Source organism: Streptomyces sp. NPDC030296 (assembly GCF_055572815.1).
The window spans coordinates 143,391-169,836 of the sequence record NZ_JBVICQ010000009.1; the positions used below are offsets into that span (position 1 = coordinate 143,391).

A 26,446-nucleotide genomic window follows, 5' to 3' on the forward strand; every position below is an offset into this window, starting at 1 on the left:
CAGCCCGCCGACGGGTTCGTCGCCACGTCGGTGACGAGATGCAGGCCGGCGCCCGTCTGCCTACGATCTGGAAAGGCACAGGTTGCCGCGTGTTCCCGGCCCGGTGCCCTTCAACGCAGGGAGGCGCTTGGCATTGCTGCTGGCCCACCGGCTGATGGCCGTGTACATCGCGTTGGTCGGGATCGCCACCAGCCTGTACATGACCACCCCGGCGGCACGCACCCCGCTCTGGCCCGTGATCGGGCTGGCTGGTGCCGCCGCCATCCTCACCGGAGCACACATCCACCGGCCCGCGCACCGCTGGCCCTGGTGGATGCTGGCCGCCGGGCTGTTGGCTCTGTCCGCGGGCGATACCTACTGCAACGCGCAGGAGGCGTACTTCCGCGCGCCCCATCCGTTCCCCTCGCTGGCGGACGCGTGCCATCTCGCCGTGTACCCACTCCTGGCGGCTGGACTGTTCGGTCTCGTCCGGTACCGCTGGGTGGACCGTGACCTGCCCAGCATGCTGGACGCGCTGATCATCACCGCCGGACTCGCCCTGCCGGTCTGGGTCTATCTCGTGCGGCCGCCCGAGCGGCTGGAGGGCCTGAGCTGGCAGCAGCGCGCGATCAGCATCGCCTACCCGCTCGGCGACGTACTGGTGCTGGCGATGCTGGCCCGGCTGCTCGCCCCCACCCCGCTCTCCGGCGGCAACCGCGCCGTGCAGCTCCTCGTCCTCGGCACGGTCACGCTGCTCGGTTTCGACATCGCTTACGGGATCCTCCAGCTCAACGGGGCATGGCGGGCCGGCACGCTGCTGGACTCCGGTTGGATCGTCTTCTACGCGGCGTGGGGGCTGGCAGCGCTGCACCCCTCCATGGCGGCGCTGACCGCGTCCGTGTCTCAGCCGCACTCGCTGCGCCCGCCGTGGCCCCGGCTCGTGCTGCTCGCCGCGGCCACACTGATCGCGCCCGGGATCCTGCTCTACGAGGGGCAGGTGGGCACCGTTTCCGACACGACGGGATTCGCGGCCTTCTCCAGTGCCCTGTTCCTGTTGGTGATCTTCCGCCTCGGGGGCATGATCGTGGCCCACCGCAAGGCCGTGGCGCGTGAGCTGGCGCTGCGCGCCGCGACCGCTTCACTGGTGGCGGCGGAAAGACCGCAGGAGATCGCGCAGTCCTGCAACACGGCGGTCACCTCACTGTTCGGGCCGAAAGTCCGGCACGGGTCCATGCTGCTGTCGGCCGAGCAGGCCCAGGACCTGTACGCGCTCCAGGACCGGTCCCCCGACAGACCCGGCGACGGGCCCGTCACGGGCACCGATGCGACCCCCGAGGACGGGCCGGACGGCCTCGCCCTCCACCACACGCTCATGGTCCCCGTCGCCGCGCTCGGGCCGCGCATCGCCACCGAACTCGGTGATCTGCCGACTGCACTGCTGTGCCCCATGATCCAATCCGACCGGCCGGCCGGCTGTGAGCTTCCGGGCGTGCTGCTGGTGGCGGGACCCGAGCGTCGGCTCACCGACATGCGCGGCTCGCTGGAGATCCTGGCCTCGCACGCGGGGCTGGCGACGGAACGCATCGGGCTCCGGCAGGAGATCACTCGGAAGGAGAGCGAGGCGTACTTTCGCACACTGGTGCACAACGCCTCGGACGTCATCCTCATCGTCGACGACGACACCACCGTTCGGTATGCCAGTCCCTCAGCGGAAGCCATGTTCGGCATCGACCGGCTGATCGGTACGGCGCTGCGGGAACTGGTGGACCCCCGGGATCGCCATCGGGCGAACCGGGCACTGACGGCCATGCGGGACAGCGGGCGACAGGAGGCTCATGACCACTGGTGGGTGTTGCGCGACAGCGGTCGCATCGAGGTGGAGGTGCGGTGCCGCGACCTGCGGCACGACAAGACCGTCAACGGCACTGTCGTCACGCTGCGGGACGTGACCGAACAGCGCCAACTGGAGCATGAACTCACTCAGCGGGCCTTTCACGATCCACTGACCGGCCTGCCCAACCGGACGCTGCTGCTGGAGCGGACCGAGCGCGCGATGCTGCGCGGCCGCCGCGAGTCGACTCTCACCTGCCTGCTCTTCATCGACCTGGACGACTTCAAGCTCGTCAACGACACGCTGGGCCACTCGGTCGGCGACCGGCTCCTCGGCACCGTGGGAGAGCGCCTGTCGGAGACGCTGCGCCGCACCGACACCGCGGCGCGACTGGGCGGTGACGAGTTCGCGGTGCTGATGGAGGACGCGAAGCAACCCCTCGATGCCGAGCTGTTGGCCGCGCAGGTGATCCATACCCTCAACCGGCCCTTCCAGTTGTCCGAGGATTCGGTGAGCGTCTCGGCCAGCGTGGGCGTGGCCACGGCGATGGACAGCGAGGACGCCGAGGAACTGCTGGCCCACGCCGATCTGGCCCTGTACGCGGCCAAGGCCGCGGGGAAGCGCCAGTGGCGCCGCTTCCAGTCCCAGTTGCGTGTCCGCATGATGGAACGGCACGACCTGCAGGCGCACCTGGACCGTGCGATCGCCAGGGAGGAGTTCGCCCTGCGGTACCAGCCGGTCGTGGACATCATGGTGGGCGATGTCGTCGGCTTCGAGGCACTGGCCCGCTGGGAGCACACCCGGCGCGGTCTGCTCCCGCCGCAGCAGTTCATCTCCCTTGCCGAGGAGACCGGACACATCACGCTGCTGGGCGCCTGGGTCCTGCAGAACGCCGCGTCCGACATCGCCCGCCTGCAGCACCAGACCCAGGAGTCGGCGCCGCCGTACCTCAGCGTCAATGTGTCCGCCCGCCAGTTCCGGGACGCGGGCTTTCTGGACGAGGTGGGCAAGGCGCTCGACACACCGGGCCTGGTCCCGGGCTCGCTGCAGCTGGAGCTCACCGAGTCGGTGCTCATGCAGCGGGACGACCAGATCGACGCGCTCATACGGGCGCTGAAAGATCTCGGCGTACGCATCGCCGTCGACGCCTTCGGCACCGGATTCTCCTCGCTGCGCTATCTCCGGGAATTCCCCCTCGACGTACTCAAGATCGACAAGACGTTCATCGACGACATCACGCGGGATCCCCAGCAGGTAGCACTCGTCGAGGGGATCGTCCACATCGCCGACACGCTCGGCCTTGAGGTGATCGCCGAGGGAATCGAGGAGCCGGCCCAGCGCGAGCTGCTGGCCGGTATCGGCTGCCGGTTCGGACAGGGATATCTGTTCGCACGGCCGATGACGGTGGCGCAGAGCGAGGTCGTCCTGCGGCAGAGCAACGAAGCCCAGCCGTCGCCGCGAGACAGCGGCGCGGCGGCACGGGGGCCCCGAGGCATGCGGGCGAGCACGGCACCGGGCGGAACCCCCGTCGGAGGCGAGCCGGGCGCGGACGACCGGACAGCGGCGGACGAGGAGCGCGAGGAGCGCACGGCCAAGCCCGGAACCACCGCCGCCGAATCCCCGCGAACACGGCGTGATCCACGCTGGGGCGACCTCGAGCACCTGCGGCAGACGAGCCCGATGAGCGACGCGGTCCTGGACGAAGTGCTCGGCCGGCACATCCGCAGCGGAGATCACTGGCTGATCGACTTCGCCTCCTGCAACTACCTCGGCTTCGACTGGGGCCCCGAGATCATCGGCGCGATCGAGCCCGCCGTCCGGCACTGGGGAACGCACCCCAGCTGGTCCCGGCTGCTCGGCAGCCCACGGCTCTACCCCGAGATCGAGGAGAGGCTCACCGGGCTGCTCGGGGCGCCGGACACGCTGCTGCTGCCCACGTCCAACCTGATCCACGCCTCGGTGATCCCCGTCCTCACCGGCCAGGGGTACGTTTTCGTCGAGGCCACGGCGCACCGGACGGTGTATGACGGATGTGTGTCGGCCCGGGGCCAGGGTGCGACGCTGCAGCGGTTCCACGCAGACCGGCCGGACCAGCTCGACGATCTGCTGCGGGCCGTACCGTCCGGCAGGTCCCGGCTTGTCTGCCTGGACGGCGTCGACCGCATGACCGGAAACATGCCTGCCCTGCCCGAACTGGTCGGCGTCTGCCGGGACCGGGGCGCGACGCTGTACATCGACGACACACACGGTTTCGGCGTCATCGGGGAGCGGAGGGCGGACGAGCTGTGCCCCTACGGGTCCCGCGGCAACGGCGTGGTCCGGCACATGGGCGAGACCTACGACGGCATCGTGCTCGTCGGCGGCTTCTCCAACGCGTACTCCTCGATGCTGGCCTTCATCGCACTGCCCACTTGGCTCAAGAACCATCTGAAGACCGCCGCGGCTCCCTATCTGTGCTCCGGCCCCTCGCCGACCGCCTCCCTCGCCACGACGCTCGCCGGTCTGGAGGTCAACGACCGCCGTGGGGACGCGATCCGCGCCGATCTGCACCGCAAGACCGTACGGGTGCTCGATCACATCCTCGACCTCGGTCTGGACACGCCGAGTGTCCATGGGCTGCCGATCGTCGAGATCCCGCTCGTCGACGCGTCGGACCTGGGAGCGGTCGCCGGATTCCTGTGGGACCACGGCATCTATGTGACGCTCGCGGCCTATCCTCTCGTCCCTCACGACCGTGTCGGCTTCCGCATCCAGATCACGGCGCTCCACTCCGACGAGGACATCGACCGGCTCAACGAGACGTTGAGCGCGCTCTCGGAACGCTTCGCCCTGCGGCAGATGAGCTGAGACCACGGGGACGCGGGGATGGTGGCGATGACAGGGCGAAGGCCGTCTCCACCAGAGCGATGTGGCTGAACGCCTGCGGCGCGTTGCCCAGTTGCCGGCCCGCGTCCGGATCCCACTGCTCCGAGAGCAGACCGACGTCGTTACGGATGTCGAGAACCCTCTCGAAGGCATCCCGGGCCTGTTCCGCATGGCCGGTCGCGGCGAGGGCGTCGGCGTACCACAGGGAGCACGCCACGAACGTGCCCTCGGTACCGTGCATGCCGTCCACGCTGTGCACGCCCTGGCTGTCGTGGCCGCCCTGGCTGTCGTGCGCCCCTTGGCCGTCGGGCGCGTACCGCCGCACAAACCCGCCGTGATCCAGTTTTCGCATCGCGCGGACGGTACCGAGCACCCTCTCGTCCCAGGCCGGCAGGAAGCCGAGCCGGGGAATCAGCAGAGCCGAGGCGTCGAGGGCCGACGAGCCGTAGGACTGCACGAAGGACCGCTGCTCCACGTCCCAGCCCTCCTGGCACACCTGCCGGTGCACCTCGTCCCGCATGGCCCGCCAGTCGCCCGAGGACCCGTTCCTGCCGAGCAGCTTTCCCATCCGGAGGGCGCGGTCGGCGGCCACCCACGTCATGACCTTGGAATGCACGAACTGGCGCTGCGGCCCGCGGACCTGCCACAACCCCTGATCCGGCTCACGCCAGTGCCGGTGGAGGTGGCCCATCAACGCCTCCACCAGACCCCACACGTGCGTCGGCAGGGGGATGCCCGCGCGCAGCGACAGATGGAGCGTGTCCAGAACTTCGCCGTACACGTCCAGCTGGAACTGGCTCACGGCGGAGTTGCCGAACCGGACCGGCCGCGACCCCTCGTAACCGGTCAGCCACGGCGCCTCGCTCTCCGGCAGAAGCCGCTGGCCCCCGACGCCGTACACGGTCTGCAGGTCGGCGGGGTCTCCCGCGATGGCCCGCACCAGCCAGTCCAGCCATGCCGCCGCCTCGTCCCGGTAGCCGCTGCGCAGCAGGCAGGACAGGGTCAGGGCGGAATCGCGCAGCCAGCAGAACCGGTGGTCCCAGTTGCGTTCGCCGCCGATGCAGCCGGGAAGCGAGGTCGTCGGCGCCGCGACGATGCCGCCCGTGGGCGCGTAGGTGAGCGCCTTCAGCGTGATCAGCGAGCGCACCACGGCATCCCGCCACGGCCCCTCATAGCGGCATCGGCCGGCCCAGCGCCGCCAGAAGTCGCCGGTCTCCTTCAGAATTGTCTCCGTCGGGACGCCCAGCGGTGCGGGCAGCTCCGCCAGATGCGACGGCGACCACACCAGTGTCAGAGCCACCCGTCGGCCGGCCGGGACGGTGAAGTCGAGGACCGTCGAATCGCGGACCGCGGGGACCGCGCCGTCGTGGCTGTCGGCCGCTCTCACCGGAGCGTCGGCGTCCAGCCAGACGGCGTCCGGCCCGGCGACGGCGACGGTGCAGCGGTCGGTGACGCGGATCCACGGCACGACGCGGCCCTGGTGGAAACGCAACCGCAGTTCGCTGCGCATGGTCACGGAACCCGAGAGTCCTTCGACCACGCGGACGACGCACGGCAGCCGAGTACGGGGCGGCATGAAATCGGTGACCCGCACCGACCCGGTTGCGCTGTCCCACCGCGATTCCAGTACGAGCGTGTCCGGGCGGTACGTCCGGCGCGTACAGGGACCGCGGGCGACGGGAGAGACCCGCCAGAATCCGTTGTTCTCCGTGCCCAGCAGAGCGGCCAGACAGGCGGGGGAATCGAATCGGGGCAGGCACAGCCAGTCGATGGACCCGTTCCTGCCGACCATGGCGGCGGTTTCGAGGTCACTGATGAGGGCGTAATCCTCAATGGGTGTACTCATGATCGGAATTACGCCGTCGTACGCTTTGCCGCTCTTCCAGGATACGGCGATCCTGGAGGCATGAGGCCGTTGAGCATCGATGGAGCATGGGTTCACGAGACCCGGGTCTTCGCCGACCACCGGGGCTCCTTTGCCGAGTGGTTCGACGGCGATGCCTTCCACGAGGCCGTCGGTGCGGATCTCCGGCTCGCCCAGGCCAACTGCTCGGTGTCGCGGCGCGGTGTCGTACGCGGCGTCCACTACGCCGACGTGCCACCTGGGCAAGCCAAGTACGTGACGTGCGTCCGCGGTGCCGTCCTGGATGTCGTGGCCGACATCCGCACCGGCTCGCCCACCTTCGGACAGTGGGACGCGGTACGGCTCGACGACAGCACTCACCGCTGTGTCTTCCTCTCCGAGGGCCTCGGGCACGCTTTCATGGCGCTCATCGCCGAGAGCACCGTCGTCTACCTCTGCTCCGAGGGATACGCTCCGCGACGCGAGCACGGCATCCATCCGCTGGACGCGTCGCTCGGCATCGAGTGGCCCGTCGACCGGCCCCCACTGCTGTCCGACAAGGACGCCGCCGCGCCCACGCTCATCGAGGCCGAGCGCGGTGGGCTGCTGCCCGCCTACGCGGCGTGCCGTGCCCACCGCCTGCGTTCGGCGTCCCGTAGCTCGGGGAACGCCTCCACCAGGGCATAGCACCAGTGACGCAGCGTCGGCACCCCGGCATCGGACCAGCGGCTGTGACCGAGAACGCTGTACGCGGGGCGAGGAGCGGGACGCGGCAGGGTGGCGCTGGAGATGGGGTGCACCCTTGCCGGGTCCGCGCCCAGCAGCCGGAACACCTCACGCGCGAGGCGGTTCCAGGTCGCCTGACCGCTGTTGGTCGCGTGGTACACGCCGGGCGGCGCGGTATCCGCCCGCGCGCAGTTCCCCAGCAGGATCAACCGGTCGGCGACGTCCCCGGTCCATGTGGGCTGCCCAAGCTGGTCGTCGACGACGTAGAGGGCGTCCTGGGCCGCTTCCAGCCTGATCACGGACTGGACGAAGTTTCCGCCTCCCGCCCCGTACAGCCAAGCCGTACGGACCACGTGGCCGGTCTCGGGAAGAGCCGTCAGGACGGCCTGTTCCCCGACGAGCTTGGTCCGCCCGTACGCGGTGCGCGGGGCTGGGGGGTCCGTCTCCCAGTACGGCCTGTCGCTGTCACCGGAGAACACATAGTCGGTGGAGACATGGAGCAGCACCGTGCCGTGGACGCGGCAGGCCGCGGCGAGATGGGCCGGGCCGTGACCGTTCACGTCGAGCGCCTCCGCCTCGTGGGACTCCGCCGCGTCCACGTCCGTCCACGCGGCGCAGTTCGCCACGACCGCGGGACGGTACTGGTCCAGGGCCGCGCGTACGGCGTCGCCGTCGGTGATGTCCAGCCGGTGGTGGCCGAGGGCGACGGTGTCCGCCTTGCGGGCCTTCAGACGGGAGACGAGTTCCCGGCCCAGCATGCCGTCCGCTCCGGTGACAAACCACTCGCAGGTCATGACGCCTCCCTTTCGGCCCGCCGGCGCAGCGGCTCCCACCAGGAGCGGTGCGTGCGGTACCAGTCGACGGTCTCCGCGAGCCCCGTGGCCAGTTCCTTTCGCGGTGCGTAGCCGAGTTCCCCGCGAATCTTCGCGAAGTCGACCGAGTAGCGGCGATCGTGGCCCTTGCGGTCCTCGACGAACGTGACCATTTTCCAGTCGGCGCCGCACTCGCGCAGGAGCAGGCCGGTCAGTTCCCGGTTGGACAGTTCGTTGCCGCCGCCGATGTTGTAGACCTCGCCGGGGCGTCCGCCGGTACGGACGAGCTCGACAGCCCGCACATGGTCGTCGATGTGGATCCAGTCTCGGACGTTCAGGCCGTCGCCGTAGAGCGGTACAGGTATGCCGTCCAGCAGATGTGTGATGAAGAGGGGGATGACCTTCTCGGGGAACTGGTGGTGGCCGTAGTTGTTCGAGCACCGGGTGACGCGTATGTCGAGGCCGTGGGTGCGGTGGTGGGCCAGCGCGAGGAGGTCGGACGAGGCCTTGGAGGCGGCGTAGGGCGAGTTGGGCCGCAGCGGGTCGGTCTCCGGCCAGGAGCCCCGGCCGATCGAGCCGTACACCTCGTCGGAGGAGATGTGGACGAAGGTGCCGAGGCCGTGGCGCAGGGCCGCGTCCAGCAGGGTCTGCGTACCGAGCACGTTCGTGCGGATGAACGCGTCGGCGTCGAGGATGGACCGGTCGACATGCGACTCGGCGGCGAAGTGCACCACCTGGTCGTGCTCGGAGACCAGCTTGCCGACGAGTTCCGGATCGCAGATGTCTCCTTGCACGAAAGCGAAGCCGTCCGCGTCACGGACCTCGTCCAGGTTCGCGGGGTTGCCTGCGTAGGTGAGTTTGTCGAGCACGGTGACCGCCACGTCGGGCGGGCCGTCCGGGCCGAGCAGCGTGCGGACGTAGTGGGAGCCGATGAACCCGGCTCCACCGGTGACCAGGATGCGGGTCGTGGTCATGACGGGATCTGCACTTTGCTGTGGTCGCCGAGCACCAGCCGGTGCACGGAGGGTGTGCGGGGGGCGGGGGTCACCTCGACGTTGTGGCCGATCAGCGAGACCTCGATCCTCCGCATGCCGACGATGGACGCCCGCCGCAGCACGATCGAGTACTCGATCTCGCTCTCCTCGATGCGGCAGTCCTCGGCGATCGAGGTGAACGGTCCGACGTAGGAGTCGGCGATCACGGTGCCGGCACCGATGACGGCCGGGCCGACGACACGGCTGCCGAACACCTTGGCGCCGTCCTCGATCCTGACGCGGCCGATGATCTCACTCGCCCCGTCCACACTGCCGTCGATCCCCGGTTCGACCGTTTCCAGGACGGAGCGGTTCACCTCCAGCATGTCGGTGACGTTTCCCGTGTCCTTCCAGTACCCGGAGATCGTCGTGGAACGGACGTCACGGCCCTTCTCGATCAGCCACTGAAGGGCGTCCGTGATCTCCAGCTCGCCGCGCCGGGACGGCCCGATGGCCCGTACGGCCTCGTGCACGGCGGGAGAGAAGAGATAGACGCCGACCAGTGCCAGATCGCTCTTGGGCCGCTGCGGTTTTTCTTCGAGTCCCACCACGCGGCCCGCCGCGTCGAGTTCGGCGATCCCGAAGGCGGTGGGTTCGGGCACACGGGTCAGCAGGATTGCCGCGTCGGGCCGCTCACGGCGGAAGTCCTCGACCACGCCGGAGATCCCTCCGACGATGAAGTTGTCGCCGAGGTACATCACGAAGTCGTCGTCGGCCAGGAAGTCCCGGGAGATCAGGACGGCGTGGGCGAGTCCGAGGGGGGCGTCCTGCGGCAGGTAGGTCACGTCCAGGCCGAACCGGGAACCGTCGCCGACCGCCTCGCGGATCTCCCGCTCGGTGTCCCCGACCACGATGCCTGTCTCCGTGACACCGGCGGCGGCGATGGCCTCCAGGCCGTAGAACAGCACCGGTTTGTTGGCCACCGGTACCAGTTGCTTCGCCGAGGTGTGGGTGATCGGGCGGAGCCGGGTGCCCGCTCCCCCGCACAGTACGAGTGCTTTCATGATGGCCGCCCTACTCGGGATCGCTCCCGGGGTCGTACGAGCGTGTCCGGCTGTGACAGGAACCAGTCGACGGTGTGGCGCAGCCCTTCTTCCAGGGGCACCCGCGGGTGCCAGCCGAGCCCTTGGCGGGCACGGGTGATGACGGGTCGTCGGCGGACCGGGTCGTCGGCGGGCAGCGGCAGGAAGCTCAGTCCGCTGTCCGATCCGGTGATCGACAGCACCAGTTCGGCGAGCTCCCGCACCGTCCTCTCCGTCGGATTGCCGAGGTTGAACGGGCCCGGCAGATCCGCGTCGATCATGGCCAGCAGGCCGCGGACCATGTCGTCGACGTAGCAGAAACTCCGGGTCTGGCTGCCGTCGCCGAACACGGTCAGGGGTTCCTCCTCCAGGGCCTGTCTGATGAAGCTGGAGACCACCCGGCCGTCCTGCGCACGCATACGGGGACCGTAGGTGTTGAAGATCCGGACGATCCCGACATCGGCGCCCTGGCTGCGCCGGTACGCCATGGAGAGGGCCTCGGCGAAGCGCTTGGCCTCGTCGTAGACGCTGCGGGGTCCGATGGGATTGACGTTCCCCCAGTACTCCTCGCCCTGGGGGTGCACCTGGGGGTCGCCGTAGACCTCGCTGGTGGACGCCAGGACGAAACGCGCGCTGTGCCGGACGGCCAGCCGCAGCAGGTTCTCGGTACCCCGGCTGCCGGTGGCCAGCGTCTCCAGCGGAAGACGGCCGTAGTCGAACGGCGACGCGGGACTCGCGAGATGTACGACGGCGTCCACGTCCCCGGAGGACCTGAAGGGGACCGTGACATCGCAGGCCGTGCAGTCGAAGCCGGGCTCCCGCAGGAGATGAGCGATGTTGGCCGACCGGCCCGAGGAGAAGTTGTCCAGGCAGCGCACGCTGTCGCCTCTGTGCAGCAGTGCTTCGCACAGATGCGATCCCAGGAAGCCGCTTCCACCGGATACGACGACGCGCATGGCTCCTCCTCCCGGTCAGTCGAGCCGCGGGCGGCCCAGCGCGCGCAGCGTCCATCCCGCCGACCGCCAGGCCGCCGGGTCGAGGGTGTTGCGCGCGTCGACCATGGCCGGGGTGCGCACCACCGTGGCGAGGGCGGCGGGGTCGAGTTCCCGGTACTGCGGCCATTCGGTGAGGTGCAGGACGAGGTCGGCCTGCTCGCACGCCTTGGCCACGTCCAGGGCGAACTGGAGCGCGGGGTGGGCCGCCCGCGCGTTGTCGACCGCCTCGGGGTCGTGGACGCGGACCCGGGCGCCACGGCGCCGGATCTCGTCCGCAACGACGAGAGCCGGCGAGTCCCGTACATCATCGCTGTGAGGTTTGAAGGCAGCCCCCAGCACCGCGACGCTCCGGTCCCGAAAGGACCCGCCGACGAGCCGCTGAGCGAGGTCGACGGTGCGCAGGCGCTGCCGTGTGTTGATCTCGTCGACCTGACGAAGGAAGGCCACCGAGTCGCCCAGGCCAAGCTCCTCCGCACGGGCGGTGAAGGCCCGGATGTCCTTGGGCAGACAGCTGCCGCCGAAGCCGAGACCGGGAGCCAGGAAACGGGGGCCGATGCGCGAGTCCCGGCCCATCGCCTCGGCGAGGGTGAGTACGTCGGCACCCGTGGCGTCGCAGATCTCGGCCATGGCGTTGATGAAGGAGATCTTGGTGGCGAGGAAGGAGTTCGATGCCAGCTTGACCAGTTCGGCGGTGGCCGGGTCGGTGCCGATGAACGGGGTGCCGGCGTCCAGCAGAGGTGCGTAGAGATCCCTCAGCCGTGCCTCGGCCTGCTCCGAACGGGCGCCCACCACGATGCGTTCCGGCCGCAGGGTGTCCCGGACCGCGCAGCCCTCGCGGAGGAATTCCGGGTTCCAGGCGAGCTCGGCGTGCGGAGCGGCCGCGTGCAGCCGCTCGGTCAGCCGGTCCGCCGTACCGACCGGCACCGTGGACTTGCCGACCACCAGGACCCGCTCGTACCCATCGTCTCTCAGATAGGGCGCCAGACCGTCGACGGCGGCCTCGACGTGGCGCAGATCGGCGGCTCCCGATGCGGGGCTCTGCGGAGTACCGACGCAGATGAAGTGCGTGTCACCGAACCAGGCGGCCTCGGTCAGTGAGGTGGTGAAGCGTAGCCTGCCCGTGTCCACCGCCTTCATGAGCATCTCGGACAGGCCGGGTTCGTAGAAGGGTGGTCTGCCGCTGGTGAGCGCGGCGATCCGCTCCGCGTCGATGTCGACGCCGAGGACGTCGTGCCCGATGTCCGCCATGCAGGCGGCGTGGACCGCTCCGACGTATCCGGTGCCTATGACTGTCAGGCGCATGTCGGTCTCCGAGGCCGTGGGATGACGCTGATGTCACACCGTGTACGCCCGCACCGGGTCGGCGGGGGTCGTACGGCGATGGCTGGGGATGACGGTCGGGGCCGACCCTGTGTTCGGCAGCCCCAGCAGGTCGCTGTAGCAGGCGTCGAGGGAAGCGCACATGATCTCGGGTGCGAAGACAGAGCGCACGCGCTCTCGTCCCTGCCGTCCCATCGCGGCGGCCTCCTCGGGGTGTTCGAGGAGCCAGCAGACCGCCAGGGCGAGGCCGTCCGGGTCGTCCGGTTCCGCGAGCAGACCCGTGGCGCCGTGCTCCACCACGTCCGGGACCCCGTTGACGGCCGTCGCGACCACCGGGCGACCGGCAGCGAGTGCCTCGGTGAGCGCGCGGCCGAGCCCCTCGTACAGGGACGTGATCACGAAGGCGTCCAGACCGGCCACCAGCTCGACGGCGTCCGGACGGTGTCCTGTGAACCTCACGTCGACGCCCAGCGTCGCGGCGAGTCGTCGCGCCTCCCCTTCCAGGGGGCCGTCACCGATCATGGTGAACGCGGTGTCCGGGAACTTCTCGTGGACGGCGGCAGCCATCCGGATGAAGTCCAGGGGGGCCTTCTGAGCGTCGATCCGTCCGACGGTTCCGATGAGCGTCACCCCGGGCGGCGCGCCGAGTGCGCGCCGTGCGGCCGGATCGAACCGGTCGGGGACGCGCCCCAGCTCCACCGCCGACGGCACGACCAGAACGCTGCCGGGGGGAGCCAGACGCTCCTCCACGACCTGTCGCGCCACGCGCGGCGCGACAGCGATGAAGCGGTGGGCGCAGTGTCTCGTCGCCCGTTCCAGGAAGCGGTACATCCTTCGTCGGGTCCGGGGCATGCGGTCGTGGAAGCTGAGGCCGTGGAAGCTGTGCACCACCACTGGTGTGCGGCACAGCCACGCCGCCAGGCGCCCGAGGAACCCGCCCTTCGCGGAGTGCGTGTGCACGATGGTGAAGCGCTCGCGGCGGACCAGGCGTATCAGCCGCCACAGCACGAGAACGTCCACAGGGGTCAGGACGTGGCGGAACTGCCGTATCTCGACCGTGCGTACTCCCGCTGTCCGCGCCCGGTCCCACAGCTCACCGCCCGGCCCGCCCGCGATCCACACCTCATACCGGCCGGGGTCCATGCCCATGGCCGACAGCAGGGTGTTGCCGCCGGCGCCTCCCTGGAGGCGGGTGATCACATGGAGCACCTTGATCCGCGGCAGAACGGGCGCGAGCGGGCAGCGGTCCCCTCGGGCCACACGTGGGGGCGGTGCGGGCCATCCGGGGGCGGTGCCCGGCCGGCCGATCGCGGGTGTGGCAGCGCGGTTCGACATCACCCCATCACCACTTTCATAACGTATATTTACGCTGTATACGTACATGCTCCCTCTCGCTCTGAGACAGGTCAAGCCGGGGCGATTCGAGCGCTCGGAACATATCGATCACCCCAGATGCCGCTCCGGGTCGGGCCGCCGATACTGGCCCGAGGAGGGCCTCCACCCTTCGGAGGAGCGCACATGGCCCTGATCGATCCGGAACGCGTCAGGCGTCTGCTGGTGTGTCCGCGATGCCGGTCTCCGCTAGCCGGTGCGCGCGACGCGTTCCACTGCACGTCGCCGGGTTGCCCGTACCACGCGTCGGCGGACTTCCCCGTGATGGGGAGGTGGCCGGTCCTCGTCGACTTCGAGCGCAGCGTTCTGAACCGCGAGGCACTCCGGACCGGTGCACATGTCGGCGACCTCACGGCCCCGATGCCCGCCGCGCGCGCCGGTCGGCTGCCCGCCGCGCTGGCCCGCGTCTGGAAGCCGCGCAATCGCGTCGCGGCCCGGAACGTGGATCTGCTGCTGCGGGGCCTCCACGACCCCGCCCCGAGGCTGCTCGTGGTCGGCGGAGCCACGGTCGGCAACGGTGTGGACGCGGTCTACCGCGATCCACGTGTGCAGGTGATCGGTTTCGACATCGCCCCCAGCCCCGTGACCCAGTTCGTCGCGGACGCCCACCAGATTCCGCTGCCGTCAGGCAGCGTCGACGCGGTGCTGGTACAGGCCGTGCTGGAGCACGTACTCGACCCGGCGCTGGTCGTCGCCGAGATCCACCGCGTCCTGAAGGACGGCGGACTCGTCTACTCGGAGACGCCCTTCCTGCAACAGGTGCACGCCGGTGCCTATGACTTCACGCGCTTCACCGCGAGTGGCCACCGCCATCTCTTCCGGAGGTTCGAGGAACTCGGTGCCGGCGCCGTCGCGGGCCCCGGCACCCAACTTCTGTGGAGCGCCGACCACTTGGCCCGCGGGCTGACACGTTCCGCCCTCGCGGGCCGCGTCGTGCGGGCACTGTTGTGCTGGCTGCGCGCCCTCGACCGCCTCGTCCCCGCGAACTACGCCGCCGACGACGCCACCGCCTACTACTTCCTGGGGCGCAAGCGGGACGGCGAGATGTCGGCCACGGAGATCGTGGCGTACTACCGCGGGGCGCAGACGGACGGCTGAAGCCGCCCAGGGATCATACGGCCGGCACCGGTCGGCCCGTGCGCGCTGCCTCCACCATCGCCGCGAGTCCGGACCGTACGTCCGTCGCGGGCAGGTAGCCGAAGGCTCGGCGCGCGAGCGTGATGTCGGCCGCGGTACGGCGGGCGTCGCCCGGCGGACGAGGCATTCGGACCACACGGACGGAGACCCCCAACAGCCGGAGAAGAGAGATGACCTGATTCATCGTCACCTCGGCACCGCCGCCGACATTGGCCACGCCGCTCCACGAGGAGAGCGCCGCGCGGCGCATGGCGGTCACCACGTCTGCGACATAGGTGAAGTCGCGGCTCTGCTCACCGTCTCCGTACAGAGGGAACGGCCGCTGGGTGAGGGCTGCCGTGACCAACCGGGAGAAGGCCATGTCGGGTCGCTGCCGGGGGCCGTAGACGCTGAACAGCCGCAGGGAGACGGTGGGAACACCGAAAGCGGTGCGGTAGGTCTCGCACAGATGCTCCGCGGCCAGCTTGGTCACGCCGTACGGGGACACGGGGCTGGGGCGCAGATCCTCGCCGGTCGGGTATGTCTCGGCGTCCCCGTAGACCGACGAACTGGAGGCGAAGACCAGCCGACGCAGCCCGGTGGCACGGGCGGCCTCCAGCACGCGCTGGGTGACCAGGACGTTGCGTTCCACGTAGACAGCGAACTCCGGGCCCCAGGAGCCGCGTACGCCGGGCTGGCCCGCGAGGTGGTAGCAGGCGTCGGCGCCGGCGAGGACCGGCTCCAGGGCGGACGTCATCAGATCCACCCGACGGAAGGTGAACCGGTTGCGGCCCAGGAGCGGGTCAAGGTTCTCCCGCTTGCGCGCGGGGTCGTAGTAGTCCGTCATCGCGTCGACGCCCGTCACGTCGTCGCCGCAGGACAGCAGGTGTTCGCACAGATGGGAGCCGATGAATCCGGCTGCCCCGGTCACGACGGCACGCATAACGATCGGCCCTCCTCGATGTGCCGTGTACCCTCGCCCCGGCGGTCGGCGGGACCGGGAGCACGCTCCCAGACCGCGGACAGGAGATACCACAGCGTTCGGGCGATATAGCGCACGACGGTGGTCAGGGTGAGGTGCGCCAGAAGCTCCGCGTTCATGGCGGCACGACGCGGCACCATGACCAACAGGTAGTACTCCTCCGGATCCGGCATGCCGTCGAGCATCGCCGCGTGCGAGCGCGAATGAAGTTGGCAGGGGCCGGTGAGCCCGGGGCGGTGGCGGAACATCCACCGGTACTCGGGCGGAAAGCGGTGCGCCAGTTCGGCGGGCTCCGGGCGCGGGCCGACCAGGGTCATGTCGCCACGCAGGACGTTGAACAGTTGCGGCAGTTCGTCCAGGGCGAAGCGTCTGAGCAGCCGCCCCGTGCCGGTCACGCGCGGATCGGCGCCGCTGGTGAGTCTGGGACCGGTGGCGTCCGGCCGCATCGTGCGGAATTTGTAGAGGGTGAACTCGCGTCCGCCTTCTCCCATGCGTCGCTGCCGGAAGATCGTCGGCCGGCCACTCGTGGTGCGCACCAGCGCGGCCAGGAACAGCAGCAGCGGCGAGAGCAGAAGGAGCAGCGTCAGGGCGACGGCGATGTCCAGGGCCCGGCGCGGCACCCCGAGCCGTACCGGGGTCATGGGCGGCAGAACCTGCCGGTGGAGGGGGTCTGCCGGGAGAGAATCGCGAGCGGCCCCGGTCATGTCGTCACCTCTCCGAGTTCCAGGGCTGCCAACCAACGGGGCAGCCAGGCCTCGTAGGAGTACCGCCGGCCGACAACGGCCCGGGCACCGCGTCCCAGCCGCTGCCGGGTGGCGTCCGAGTCGTCCAGCAGCCCGAGGACCGCTTCGACCCACTCACCGACGCCACGGGCGGCTGGCATCCGGAACTGACGCAGGATGTCGGCGTTCACCCCGATCGGAGTGGCCACCGCGGGCAGACCCGTGGCGCCGTACTGGAGCAGCTTGTAGCCGCACTTGCCCAGGCTGTAGTCGGTCGAGGGGAGTGGCATCAGGCCGATGTCGATGTCGGCCAGTGCGGTTCGCTGGCTGTCGGGGCTCCAGGCGACACGGTCGATGAAGGCTTCCAGGGGGCCCAGGGAGCGCTTCGTCGCACCGACCAGCGTCAGGCGGGCGCCACAGCGGCGGTGGATCTCCTCCAGGGCTCCCGCCACCGGCAGTAGATACGCCTCGTTGTGGGGCGAGCCGATCCAGCCGAGCCGCGGCGGGTCGTGCAGGGCGTACGAGGTCTTCGGCGTGTAGTCCTCCGGCGCCACACAGCTGGGGATCACCACGACATCGCCATGGCCTTGTGCGGCCCAGTCCGCGAGTATGTCGTTGCCCGCGATGATCCGGTCCGCGTGACGTACGGCAGTCCGTATTTTCTCTGCCTTCGGCGCCAGCCTGCGGGCCAGGCCCCCGGCGCCCCGGTCCCACTGCAGAGCGTCGTCGAAGTCGTACACGGCGAATTCCGCGCACGTGAGCAGTCGCCGTTCCCACCAGCCGCGACTGAGCGGAGACGCCTCACGGTGCAGCAGCAGCCGTCGTGGTCGCGTGGAGGACAGGCGCCGCAGCCGTAGTTCCGCCCGCGCTACGGACACGGGATGCCGGGCCAGACGAGACGGAGCGGCATCGGCGAATGAGGCATAGCTGCTGACGGTGAAGTCCGTCTCGACGCGGTCCAGCCACTGGAAGACGCGGACCCGTGAGCTGCCGGCCCTCCGGCCATAGGGAGTGACAGCGCAGTGATCCGGGCGACGGTCCATGGGCTTCACTCCCACGCTATACGCTGATATCGTATATTTACGTTGTAAACAGGATATACCTCTATCTCCACGCAGGGTCAAGTTGCCCAGCGCGGACACGCAGAGGAGCTCCCATGGACCTCCGCGAATACATCGATGTACTGCGCCAGCGGTGGCGGTTCGTCGTGGTGTGCGTACTTCTGGGACTGGCGGCGGCCGTCGCCGTGACGGTCCTGACGCCGCGCACCTACACGGCGAAGGCGCAGCTGTTCGTCGCCACCAGCGACAAGGACAGCGCCGACGCGTACGCGGGCGGGCTGTTCACGCAGCAGCGGGTCAAGTCCTATACGAAGATCGCCAACAGCCAGGCGGTCCTCAATCACGTCATCTCCCGGCTGGATCTGAACACCACACCCGAGCAACTGGCGAAGAAGATCAGCGCGCAGGCGCCGCTCGACACGACCCTGGTCGACATTCGGGTGCAGGACCGGTCCGCTGCGCGAGCGCAGGCGATCGCCGACGAGACCGCCACCGAGTTCACGAGGTACATCGGCAGCATCGAGCAGTCCTCGTCCGACGCGCCACCGCTGGTCAAGGCCAGCGTTGTCGGTACCCCCGAGCCGCCGTCGGCGCCGACGAGTCCCCGGCCCGCACTGAATCTGGCGATCGGCCTGCTCGCCGGTGTCGTCGTCGGTATGTCGGGCGCCGTGTTGCGTCACTCGCTCGAGACCACTGTCCGCTCGGCGGGCGACGTCCGTCGTCTGGGCCTCACGACGGTGGGTGCCCTCCCGAAGCCCCACCGGCGTCGGGCGTACTCGGGAACTCCAGCCGGTACCACGCCGCGCGACGAGGCGGTGAGCCAGCTTCGGACCCGTCTGCGCTTCTCGAGCAAGGGATGCATGCCGAGTTCGCTGCTCGTCACCAGCAGTCTCCACGGTGAGGGCAGGACCGAGACCGCCATCGATCTGGCGACGAACGTCGCGCGAACCGGTCGGCGCGTCGTTCTCGTCGAGGGGGACCTTCGCCGGCCACGCCTAACCGACGCGCTCGGCCTTCGCAAGACAGTGGGCCTGACCGACGTCGTCACCGGTGAGGTCAGGCTCGACGACGCCCTTCAAAGCTGCGAGGCCGGGCCGATACGGGTGCTGGCAAGCGGCGCTCCGCCGCCGGACCCGGGCTCGCTGCTCTCCTCCCGGTACATGACCCAGCTGCTGCGCACCCTTGAGGCGGACGCGGATCTCGTGGTGGTGGACAGCCCGCCACTGCTGCCCTTCGCCGACGCATCGATCCTCGCCTCGGAGACGGAGGGCGTGCTCTTCGTCATCCGTATCGGCGAGACCCGCTACGACCTGGTCCGTCGTGCGCTCGACAGCCTGGCCGCCGTCTGTGGCCACGTCCTGGGTGCCGTTCTCACCGGCACACCGGCCGAGAAGGTCACCGGCAGGCACCCTCGCGGCGTGGCAGCGCAGCGCGGCGGTGCTTCGGCACCGGAGCACCGGCCACCGCCGGTACCCGCCGAAATCCGCGACCCCGCCGGACACCGCCGGTAGGCGCAGGGGAGGCTCCGCATGACACAGGCGCAGTCCACCACGGTGCTGATCATCGGGATCCTGGCTCTGCTGTCCCTGGTTCCCTGGACGGTGGCCTTCCGCAGAGCCGGCACCTTCGGTGACTGGGACCTCACCGCGACACTGGTCTTCCTGCTCGGAGCGCTGGCCAATCTGCCCGCCACCGCGTACGTGATCGTCGCCGGCCGACGGGAGCGCCTGGACGCCCTGGGCGATGTCGTGATCGGGTTCCCGGAGTGGGTGAACCGGCTGGGCACGGTGTCCAACGGTGTGATCTTCCTCGGATGCGTGGTCTTCGTCGTCCGCCGGCTGATCGCACGTGCCCGCGTCAATGCCACACCTCTCGTCGCCGTCGTCCTGGTCCTGGTGCTCGCCGCATCCGACGGTCTGCACGGACACCAACTCTGGACGCCCAGGCAGCTCACCTTGCTCGCGGCCCTGCTCGCGGCCTCGGTCGCGCGCCCAGGACGCTCCGCGTTGCTCGGCGGTGCGGCCGTCGCGATGCTGTACAGCGTGCTGGGCGGGGTCGAGGCACTCATGGAGCCGGCCACCGTCGTGCGACCCTGCCGCAGCGACAACGCGTGCGGTTTCCTCGGGGTCCTGTACGCGGGCGTCTTCACGAACGAGAACATCTTCAGTCTGCTGTTGATCGTGTGCATACCCTGCGTCTGGCTGAGCCTGCGCGGACGTGTGCGTATCGTTCTCGCGTGGTACCTCGCTTTCATGGCGGTTGCCACCAGCAGCGCGCTGGCCGGCGCCTCGGCGATCGCCACGGTGGTCCTGCTGACACTTGTCCGCCCCAGGCTCCCGGACGAGGATGCCGGTGGGACCGGCGGTACGACACCCGGACGCAATCTCCTGGCCGGGTCCGCCCTCGCCACGGCGGTCGCTCTCGGTCTTGCCGTGCCTTTCCGCCATGCGAACGCGGACCGATTCCGGCTGCGTGCCGCCATCTGGGACCTGGCGAGGGAGGAGTGGGCCCGCTCACCGTTTCTCGGGTTCGGAGGAAAGGCCTGGTCCGCCAAGTACCACCAGGGCGAGATCCCCGCAGCTGTCTCGCCATCGCTGCACAATCAATGGATCGATGTCGCGTACGCGGGCGGAATCATCGGCTTGCTCGTCTTTGCCGCGCTGCTGGCCCGTATTCTGTTCCGAGGCGGTGCCAGAGGATTTCCCGTCGCGGCCTGCGTCCTGCTACCGGTTCTTCTCACCTCGGTCCTGGAACGTCCCTGGTCCTTCAGCATCAGCAATTCGCTGACCTTCGCACTCGTCGCGGCCACGCTCTTGCCGGTCGACGCACGGAGCAGGGGCGGAACGGCGGAGGTGTCCGAGGGGCACGGGGCCCGCCGGCTCCCGGTCGCTACGCATAGTGCGGATCGTCATTCGTGATGGCCGTCGCCACTCCGATGAACGTGTTGCCTGTCGAAGTACCCAGAGCACCCTTGTAGTTGTACACCCCCCACTGCATTCCGTTGAACGTGTTGTCGTACACATTCGCGCCGATGTAGTGGCTGATGCAGGCTCCGAACCGGTTCGTGCTTCCCATGTCGTGGATGTTGTTCCGGTAGACGTTCAGGTTCCTCACGGCGTTGAACGGACCGCCGCTGACGCCAAGAATCACGACGCCGTGCGTGAACCTGGTTCCACTGATGTTGTTGTCATGGATGTTGATGTTGTTGGCTGGCGCGTTCTGGAAACCGCTGTACACGATACCTGGCAATGTACCCGTACCGGCCGTGGCTCCGCCGACGATGGTGTTGTGATGAACGAATACGTCGGACAGGGTTTCACTGGACGAGTTGGGCTCGATGTCGATCGGCCCGGGCATTCCGGAACGCGAACAGTTGATGAAGTCGTTGCTGTGCACCTCGATCTGCGTACCGGTGATGATGGAAACACCATTCCGGTTGAAGTGGTCGGACGTGAACGTATTATTCGGCCCGACCACACAGTTCCTGGCGGAACTCCCGATGTTCACGTAGACGCCGTCACCGATCATATTGGTGAACCCGCAATTCTTGACCACCACGTTGCTGAAGTTTCCGTGGATCTTCACACAGTGGCGGAATTGAGACCAGAGGGCCCCCTGGTTCGACGCACGCCCGTCGAACTTGAGATTGTCGATCACGACACCCGATCCACCTACCGTGAGGATTGCGTCGCTTTGAGTGGTCGACATGGTGGAGTTGTCCGGGAACCGCAGCGTTGAACCGTTCCCCTCGACGTAGCAGTTGGACGGAATCGACAGCGACGTGACCGTGTACGTCCGCCCCACTGGGAAGACGAGGCGCTTGCCGGTGGCGGCGTCGGCCGCCAACTGAGGCGTCGCGTAGTCCGCTACGAGAACACTGCCGCCGCTACTGAAGGGGCGTCGCCCTGCGGCCAGAAGAGGGATCGACACCAGCGCCAGCATCGCCCTTCGGGAGACAGGACTGGGACCAGAGAATATCTCCGTGTGTGATTTCTGCGCTCGGAACAAACCAGGAACTCCGTATCGGTGAAAGCCGCAGCGTTCGGTGCCGCTCGAGTGGCGCACTGTACCTCGGATCCACCGAATCGCCAGACTTGACATATCACGGATGTCCCCAACTTGATCTTTCGCCGCGGCTTCACTGACGCGGACACCGGGTCGGTTTGATCCCAGTGGCGGGCCCACAGCGGGACACGTAGATTCGCAACAACGGCAGAGCCTGAAGCCGAGGATGAGGGTGAGGGTGAGCGATGTTCGAGCCGTACTACTTCTCGAATGAGTCCCTGTCGGAGCTGGCCGACCGGCACCGCGACCGCTTCCGCGCAGCAGAGCCTTTTCCCCACGTCGTCTTTGACGATTTCCTGCCCGAGTGGGTCCTTGACAAGGTCGTGGCGGAGTTCCCCACGCCCGAAGCGGTCCCCTGGAAGAAGTTCGACAAGACCACCTCGAAGAAGCTGGCGAGCGAAGGGGACCAATTCTTCGGAGAGTTCACCCGGCACCTGCTCGCACAGTTCAACTCGTCCGTGTTTCTTCGCTTCCTCGAACAGCTGACGGGGATCGACGGCCTCGTGCCGGATCCATACTTCGAGGGTGGAGGCCTGCATCAGATCGAGCGAGGCGGGTTCCTGAAGGTGCACGCGGACTTCAACCGGCACGAAAAGCTGCGACTTGACCGCAGACTGAACGCCATCGTCTACCTGAACAAGGACTGGCAGGAGTCCTACGGGGGTGCCCTTGAGCTGTGGGACCGGAAGATGACACATCCGGTGGAGGAAGTCCTTCCCGTGTTCAACCGCTTTGTCGTCTTCGCCACCACGGACTTCGCGTACCACGGCCATCCGGATCCGCTGGCCTGTCCGCCCGACCGGACCCGGCGCTCGCTCGCGCTCTACTACTACACGAACGGCCGCCCGGCGGAAGAGCGCAGCTCCGAGCACAGCACCCTCTACCAGAGGCGCCCGGGCGAGCGTCAGGGGCGCGCTCGCAGGGCTGTGGAGCGTGTGACTCCGCCCGTCCTGCTGGACGCGGCGAGGCACGTCCAGCGACGGGTCCACTCCCACTGACTGAGCTCTTTCAGAGTGGCCACTGAACGGGTGACCGGATCGGTGCCCGCAACGCACGAGGCGGCTCCCATGCCGTTGGGGGGGTGTTCGAAGTCTCAACCCACAGGCACGGGAGCCGCGTTGGTTCCGTATTCTGCCGCACTCGACCTGCGCCACGCCCTGGTCGGGTGGGACCATGCTCATCGTCACCCGCGAGGGTGACCGCCGCTGCAAGCTCCCGCCGCACCAGCGTGCCCTGGTCGGCCTGCTGTACCTGCGCCGGCAAACCGCCAACCGGGCGCTGTCCACAGCTCGGGCACCGGTCGAGCGCGGCGTCGCCCGACTGAAGGCATTGCGGAACTGCTTGCCTCTGACCATGCCTACAGTGATTCGGCACCCACGCGGGTACAGCCCGGTGCGTCCAGAATGAGCGGTGCGGCGGCCACGATGGCGTCCAGGTCGTACTCCGTGTGAGCCTGGAGCAGGATGGTGAGGTCGGCCGCCGCTGCGGCCCGCACGACGTCCACCGCACGGTCCACGGGCTCACCGTCCACAGTGAACCGATCCACGAACGGGTCATGGTAGGTGAGATGTGCCGACTCGGCCCGCAGGCCTCGCGCGATCGGACACGCCGGGGTCTCCCGCAGGTCGGAGACGTCCGCCTTGTACGTCACTCCGGCGAGCAGAACGTCGGCGTCCCGCAACTGCTTGCCCGCGCCGCCCAGTAGGTCGGCGGCACGCCGCACCACGTACGCGGGCATGCCCCGGTTGATCTCCTGTGCCAGTTCGACCAGTCGCACGGCAGTGCCGGCCGTGCGGGCCTGGTGGATCAGGTAGTTCGGGTCGACAGGGATGCAGTGCCCACCGACACCAGGCCCGGGGTGGAAGGACTGGAAGCCGAACGGTTTCGTGGCCGCGCAGGCGATCGCGTCCCGCAGGTCGACATCCAGATCGTGGGCGACCATGGCGAGTTCGTTCACCAACGCGATGTTGACGTTCCGGTAGGTGTTCTCGAGCAGCTTCGCCATCTCCGCCTCACGGGTGCCCTTGGCCACCACCACGCTGTCGCAGACCTTGCCGTAGAACGCGGCGGCGGCCTGGGCGCAGCCGGGTGTGAGACCACCCACGACCTTGGGTGTGTTGCGCAGCCCGAAGCCCTTGTTGCCCGGGTCGATGCGCTCAGGGGAGAAGGCCAAGTGGAAGTCGGTGCCGGCTGTCAACCCGGTGGCCCGCTCCAGGATCGGGCGCACCACCTCGTCGGTCGTACCCGGGTATGTCGTCGATTCCAGCACCACGAGCATGCCGCGGCCGAGGTACGGGGCAAGGGCTTCGGTAGCTCTTCGAACCGGCGCGAGGTCCGGACTGCCGTCGGCATGGAGCGGCGTCGGCACGCAGATCACCACCACGTGCGCGGTGCCCAGCACGGAAGGTTCGTCGGTGGCTGTGAAACCGGCCGCAAGCATGGCCCGCACATCGGCATCGGGCACGTCGTCCACGTGCGACCGGCCCGCGTTGAGCCCCGCCACCACATGCTCGTTCACGTCGTATCCGGCCACGCACAGTCCGACCGCGGCCGACTCCCGGGCCAGCGGCAGTCCGACGTACCCGAGCCCCATCACTGCGAGGTCTGTCATCTCGACTCCTTGCGCACGGCGCCCACGGTGTCGCGGACGCCTCCGCGTCTGTCGGCGGCCACGGCCTCGATCATTTCGTCGAGGCTCGTACGCGGCCGGAACCCGATCAGTTCGCGTGCCCTGGTCGTGTCGGGCATGCGGCGCGCCATGTCCTCGAAGCCGGGCCCGTACGCACGCTCGTACGGGATGTGGAGGACCGGGCTGTCCGACCCGGTGACGCGCAGGACACGGTCGGCGAGTTCTCGGACGGACACCTCCTCCGTGCCGCCCAGGTTGAACACGCGGCCGTACGCACGGTCGTCCATCACCAGCGCCACGAGTGCGGGGACGATGTCGCCGACCGCACAGAAGCACCGCCGCTGGGTGCCGTCGCCGTGGACGGTGAGCGGCCGGCCGGCCAGCGCCTGCCCGACGAGGGTCGGTACGACCATGCCGTAGCGACCGGTCTGCCGGGGACCGACCACGTTGAACGGCCGCACCATGACGGCCCGCAAGCCGTGCTCACGCCAGTAGCAGTACGCCATCAGCTCATCGAGCCCCTTGGCCGCCGCGTACGACCAGCGGCTCTTGAGCGGTGAGCCGAGGACGCGGTCGTCATCCTCTTCGAGGCCGTCCTTGGCGTTCTTGCCGTACACCTCGGACGAGGAGGCGAGCAGCAGCCGCGCGCCCTGGCGCCGCGCGGCCTCCAGCACGGTCTCGGTGCCCAGCAGATTCATGCGCAGTGACTCCAGCGGCCGGTCCACGATGGTGTGCACGCCGACCGCGGCGGCCAGGTGGAAGACGGTGTCGCAGCCTTTCGTCGCCTGGTCCACCGCGGCCTCGTCGAGGATCGAGCCCCGCACCATGGTCACGGCGTCGGCCGCCTGGACGAGATTCGCCGCCGAGCCCGTGCTGAAGTCGTCGAGTACCACCACGTCATGGCCGACGGCGAGCAAGTGGTCGACCAGGTGCGAGCCGATGAACCCCGCACCGCCGGTGACGAGCGTCCTCATGTCAACCGCCTCCTTCCGGTGCGCCACGGACGCGTGTCACAGCTCTGCGCCCTGTCCTGCGGGCACGGTTCCGGGCAGGGACGGGCTCTGCCGACGGCCACTGCACAGCCAGCGCAGGAACTCCCAGTAGACGGCGAGCGTGGCCCGTGGTTCGGCAGGTTGCCCTCGTAGCACCGCCCCCACCAGCCGTGCGAACGGTTCCACGGTCAGGCTCAGTCCGGTCAGCAGCCACGCCCAGGGCTTCGTCCAATGCCGGAACATGTATCGGGTACGGCTGCACAGCAGCAGGTAGTGTCGCCACGGCCCGAGTTGGACGGAACTCACCTGCTCGGCATGGTGGACCCGCGCTTCGCGGATGTAGAACGAGGGCCGGTTCAGCCGCCTTGCCCGCAAGGCGAAGTCGACCTCTTCCAGATACAGGAAGTAGCGCTCGTCGAAGCCTTCCAGCTCCGTGAACAGGGAGCGGCGTACCAGGAAGAACGCACCGATGACCTGGTCGACGGGGCCCGAGTGGGGCATCTCTTCCGGTCGCAGGTGATGTGGCGGGAAGAGAGCAGGCATCAGGCGGTCGAGCCCCGTCATCCCGCCTACGTAGACGCGCGGGCTGGGGAAACGCGAGCAGGAGATCCGCGGGCGTCCGTGCTCGTCCACCATGCGTGCCCCGAAGATCCCGAACCTCGCAGCGCCCGGGGTCCGCAGAAACTCACCGGTGACCCGCAAGGTGTCGGGATACAGCTCGGTGTCCGGGTTCAGGAAGAGCAGGAGGTCGGCGCCGCAGAGTGCGGCGCCCTGGTTGCAGGCTGCGGCGAAGCCACGGTTGTGCGTGTTCCGCACCACCTGGAGCGGGAGCCCGGGGACATGCAGGCCGCGGTCGGAGCCGTCGCTCGACGCGTTGTCGACGACGACCACGTCGCCGACGCGGAGCACAGACTGGTCGGCTCGGGCGATGGAGCACAGACAGTCGCGGAGGTGGCGTCCGGTGTTCCAGTTGACGATCACCACGTCGACGACCAGAGGCCACTCGGGTGCCTTGCTCAAGTCGGCGGACTGTCGGCTCGTCCGAGCCGGTCCGCGGTGC

At 68.9% G+C, this 26,446-nt stretch carries 20 protein-coding genes and 1 pseudogene; 7 read left to right on the forward strand and 14 right to left on the reverse strand.

All coding sequences use genetic code 11. The features are described 5' to 3' along the window. Positions 1 to 154 precede the first annotated feature (154 nt). Complete coding sequence (locus tag ACZ4Z3_RS25865) at positions 155 to 4,657, forward strand: aminotransferase class I/II-fold pyridoxal phosphate-dependent enzyme (protein WP_468503485.1); 4,503 nt, start codon at positions 155 to 157, stop codon at positions 4,655 to 4,657. Here ACZ4Z3_RS25865 and ACZ4Z3_RS25870 read toward each other — a convergent pair. Then, on the reverse strand, positions 4,602 to 6,521 hold the full coding sequence (locus tag ACZ4Z3_RS25870; protein ID WP_468503239.1) for a glycoside hydrolase family 15 protein: 1,920 nt from the start codon (positions 6,519 to 6,521) through the stop codon (positions 4,602 to 4,604). The two genes, ACZ4Z3_RS25865 and ACZ4Z3_RS25870, sit on opposite strands and share 56 nt — an antisense overlap. 60 nt (positions 6,522 to 6,581) lie before the next feature. Here ACZ4Z3_RS25870 and rfbC point away from each other — a divergent pair, with 60 nt between their 5' ends. Next, the gene (gene rfbC, locus ACZ4Z3_RS25875; protein WP_468503240.1) at positions 6,582 to 7,205 is read left to right on the forward strand and encodes a dTDP-4-dehydrorhamnose 3,5-epimerase; all 624 of its coding nucleotides are present in this window, start codon (positions 6,582 to 6,584) and stop codon (positions 7,203 to 7,205) included. Here the strand turns inward: rfbC and rfbD are convergent. From rfbD to ACZ4Z3_RS25905, 6 genes are read right to left on the reverse strand one after another with little or no spacing between them, the layout of a single operon-like run. Continuing rightward, on the reverse strand, positions 7,133 to 8,038 hold the full coding sequence (rfbD, locus tag ACZ4Z3_RS25880) for a dTDP-4-dehydrorhamnose reductase (protein WP_468503241.1): 906 nt from the start codon (positions 8,036 to 8,038) through the stop codon (positions 7,133 to 7,135). The genes rfbC and rfbD overlap by 73 nt on opposite strands. After that, positions 8,035 to 9,030, reverse strand: coding sequence for a dTDP-glucose 4,6-dehydratase (gene rfbB, locus ACZ4Z3_RS25885; protein WP_468503242.1), 996 nt, complete (start codon positions 9,028 to 9,030; stop codon positions 8,035 to 8,037). The genes rfbD and rfbB overlap by 4 nt, the downstream gene beginning before the upstream one ends. Next, entirely contained in the window at positions 9,027 to 10,094 is a 1,068-nt protein-coding gene (locus ACZ4Z3_RS25890; RefSeq protein WP_468503243.1) for a glucose-1-phosphate thymidylyltransferase, read from the reverse strand. Before ACZ4Z3_RS25890 ends, rfbB begins: the two co-directional genes overlap by 4 nt. Beyond that, entirely contained in the window at positions 10,091 to 11,068 is a 978-nt protein-coding gene (locus ACZ4Z3_RS25895) for a UDP-glucuronic acid decarboxylase family protein (protein ID WP_468503244.1), read from the reverse strand. The genes ACZ4Z3_RS25890 and ACZ4Z3_RS25895 overlap by 4 nt, the downstream gene beginning before the upstream one ends. A gap of 15 nt (positions 11,069 to 11,083) precedes the next feature. Next, positions 11,084 to 12,409: a UDP-glucose dehydrogenase family protein gene (locus ACZ4Z3_RS25900; protein ID WP_468503245.1), complete on the reverse strand. Its 1,326-nt coding sequence runs from the start codon at positions 12,407 to 12,409 to the stop codon at positions 11,084 to 11,086. A 33-nt stretch (positions 12,410 to 12,442) separates the two neighbouring features. After that, positions 12,443 to 13,762 carry a glycosyltransferase family 4 protein gene (locus ACZ4Z3_RS25905; protein ID WP_468503246.1) on the reverse strand — a complete coding sequence of 440 codons (1,320 nt, stop codon included), beginning with the start codon at positions 13,760 to 13,762 and terminating at the stop codon, positions 12,443 to 12,445. Positions 13,763 to 14,083: 321 nt separating this feature from the next. Between ACZ4Z3_RS25905 and ACZ4Z3_RS25910 the strand changes: the two genes are divergently transcribed. Further along, a complete protein-coding gene (locus ACZ4Z3_RS25910; protein WP_468503247.1) occupies positions 14,084 to 14,917 on the forward strand; it encodes a class I SAM-dependent methyltransferase in 834 nt (277 codons plus the stop codon). A gap of 13 nt (positions 14,918 to 14,930) precedes the next feature. On the opposite strand, the gene ACZ4Z3_RS25915 is transcribed toward ACZ4Z3_RS25910, so the two are convergent. Genes ACZ4Z3_RS25915 through ACZ4Z3_RS25925 form a run of 3 tightly spaced genes read right to left on the reverse strand, consistent with a single transcriptional unit; the run spans position 14,931 to position 17,682 of the window. After that, positions 14,931 to 15,878: an NAD-dependent epimerase/dehydratase family protein gene (locus tag ACZ4Z3_RS25915; protein ID WP_468503248.1), complete on the reverse strand. Its 948-nt coding sequence runs from the start codon at positions 15,876 to 15,878 to the stop codon at positions 14,931 to 14,933. Then, positions 15,863 to 16,558, reverse strand: a complete 696-nt coding sequence (locus ACZ4Z3_RS25920) for a sugar transferase (RefSeq protein WP_468503249.1) — start codon at positions 16,556 to 16,558, stop codon at positions 15,863 to 15,865. Before ACZ4Z3_RS25920 ends, ACZ4Z3_RS25915 begins: the two co-directional genes overlap by 16 nt. A 59-nt stretch (positions 16,559 to 16,617) precedes the next feature. Next, on the reverse strand, positions 16,618 to 17,682 hold the full coding sequence (locus ACZ4Z3_RS25925; protein WP_468503250.1) for a glycosyltransferase: 1,065 nt from the start codon (positions 17,680 to 17,682) through the stop codon (positions 16,618 to 16,620). A gap of 113 nt (positions 17,683 to 17,795) precedes the next feature. Between ACZ4Z3_RS25925 and ACZ4Z3_RS25930 the strand changes: the two genes are divergently transcribed. After that, positions 17,796 to 19,211: a tyrosine-protein kinase domain-containing protein gene (locus ACZ4Z3_RS25930; protein ID WP_468503251.1), complete on the forward strand. Its 1,416-nt coding sequence runs from the start codon at positions 17,796 to 17,798 to the stop codon at positions 19,209 to 19,211. A gap of 18 nt (positions 19,212 to 19,229) precedes the next feature. Beyond that, complete coding sequence (locus ACZ4Z3_RS25935; protein WP_468503252.1) at positions 19,230 to 20,618, forward strand: O-antigen ligase family protein; 1,389 nt, start codon at positions 19,230 to 19,232, stop codon at positions 20,616 to 20,618. On the opposite strand, the gene ACZ4Z3_RS25940 is transcribed toward ACZ4Z3_RS25935, so the two are convergent. Then, positions 20,590 to 21,642 carry a hypothetical protein gene (locus tag ACZ4Z3_RS25940; protein WP_468503253.1) on the reverse strand — a complete coding sequence of 351 codons (1,053 nt, stop codon included), beginning with the start codon at positions 21,640 to 21,642 and terminating at the stop codon, positions 20,590 to 20,592. The genes ACZ4Z3_RS25935 and ACZ4Z3_RS25940 overlap by 29 nt on opposite strands. A gap of 308 nt (positions 21,643 to 21,950) precedes the next feature. On the opposite strand from ACZ4Z3_RS25940, the gene ACZ4Z3_RS25945 reads away from it, so the two are divergent. Together ACZ4Z3_RS25945 and ACZ4Z3_RS25950 are read left to right on the forward strand one after the other, a co-directional pair. Then, complete coding sequence (locus ACZ4Z3_RS25945; protein ID WP_468503254.1) at positions 21,951 to 22,763, forward strand: 2OG-Fe(II) oxygenase; 813 nt, start codon at positions 21,951 to 21,953, stop codon at positions 22,761 to 22,763. 120 nt (positions 22,764 to 22,883) lie between these two features. After that, positions 22,884 to 23,032: pseudogene (locus ACZ4Z3_RS25950) on the forward strand (IS5/IS1182 family transposase); the annotation flags it as partial. A gap of 90 nt (positions 23,033 to 23,122) precedes the next feature. Here the strand turns inward: ACZ4Z3_RS25950 and ACZ4Z3_RS25955 are convergent. From ACZ4Z3_RS25955 to ACZ4Z3_RS25965, 3 genes are read right to left on the reverse strand one after another with little or no spacing between them, the layout of a single operon-like run. After that, a complete protein-coding gene (locus ACZ4Z3_RS25955) occupies positions 23,123 to 24,376 on the reverse strand; it encodes a nucleotide sugar dehydrogenase (RefSeq protein ID WP_468503255.1) in 1,254 nt (417 codons plus the stop codon). Further along, positions 24,373 to 25,368 carry an NAD-dependent epimerase/dehydratase family protein gene (locus ACZ4Z3_RS25960; RefSeq protein ID WP_468503256.1) on the reverse strand — a complete coding sequence of 332 codons (996 nt, stop codon included), beginning with the start codon at positions 25,366 to 25,368 and terminating at the stop codon, positions 24,373 to 24,375. Before ACZ4Z3_RS25960 ends, ACZ4Z3_RS25955 begins: the two co-directional genes overlap by 4 nt. 36 nt (positions 25,369 to 25,404) lie before the next feature. Further along, positions 25,405 to 26,406, reverse strand: a complete 1,002-nt coding sequence (locus ACZ4Z3_RS25965; RefSeq protein ID WP_468503257.1) for a glycosyltransferase family 2 protein — start codon at positions 26,404 to 26,406, stop codon at positions 25,405 to 25,407. Positions 26,407 to 26,446 lie beyond the last annotated feature (40 nt).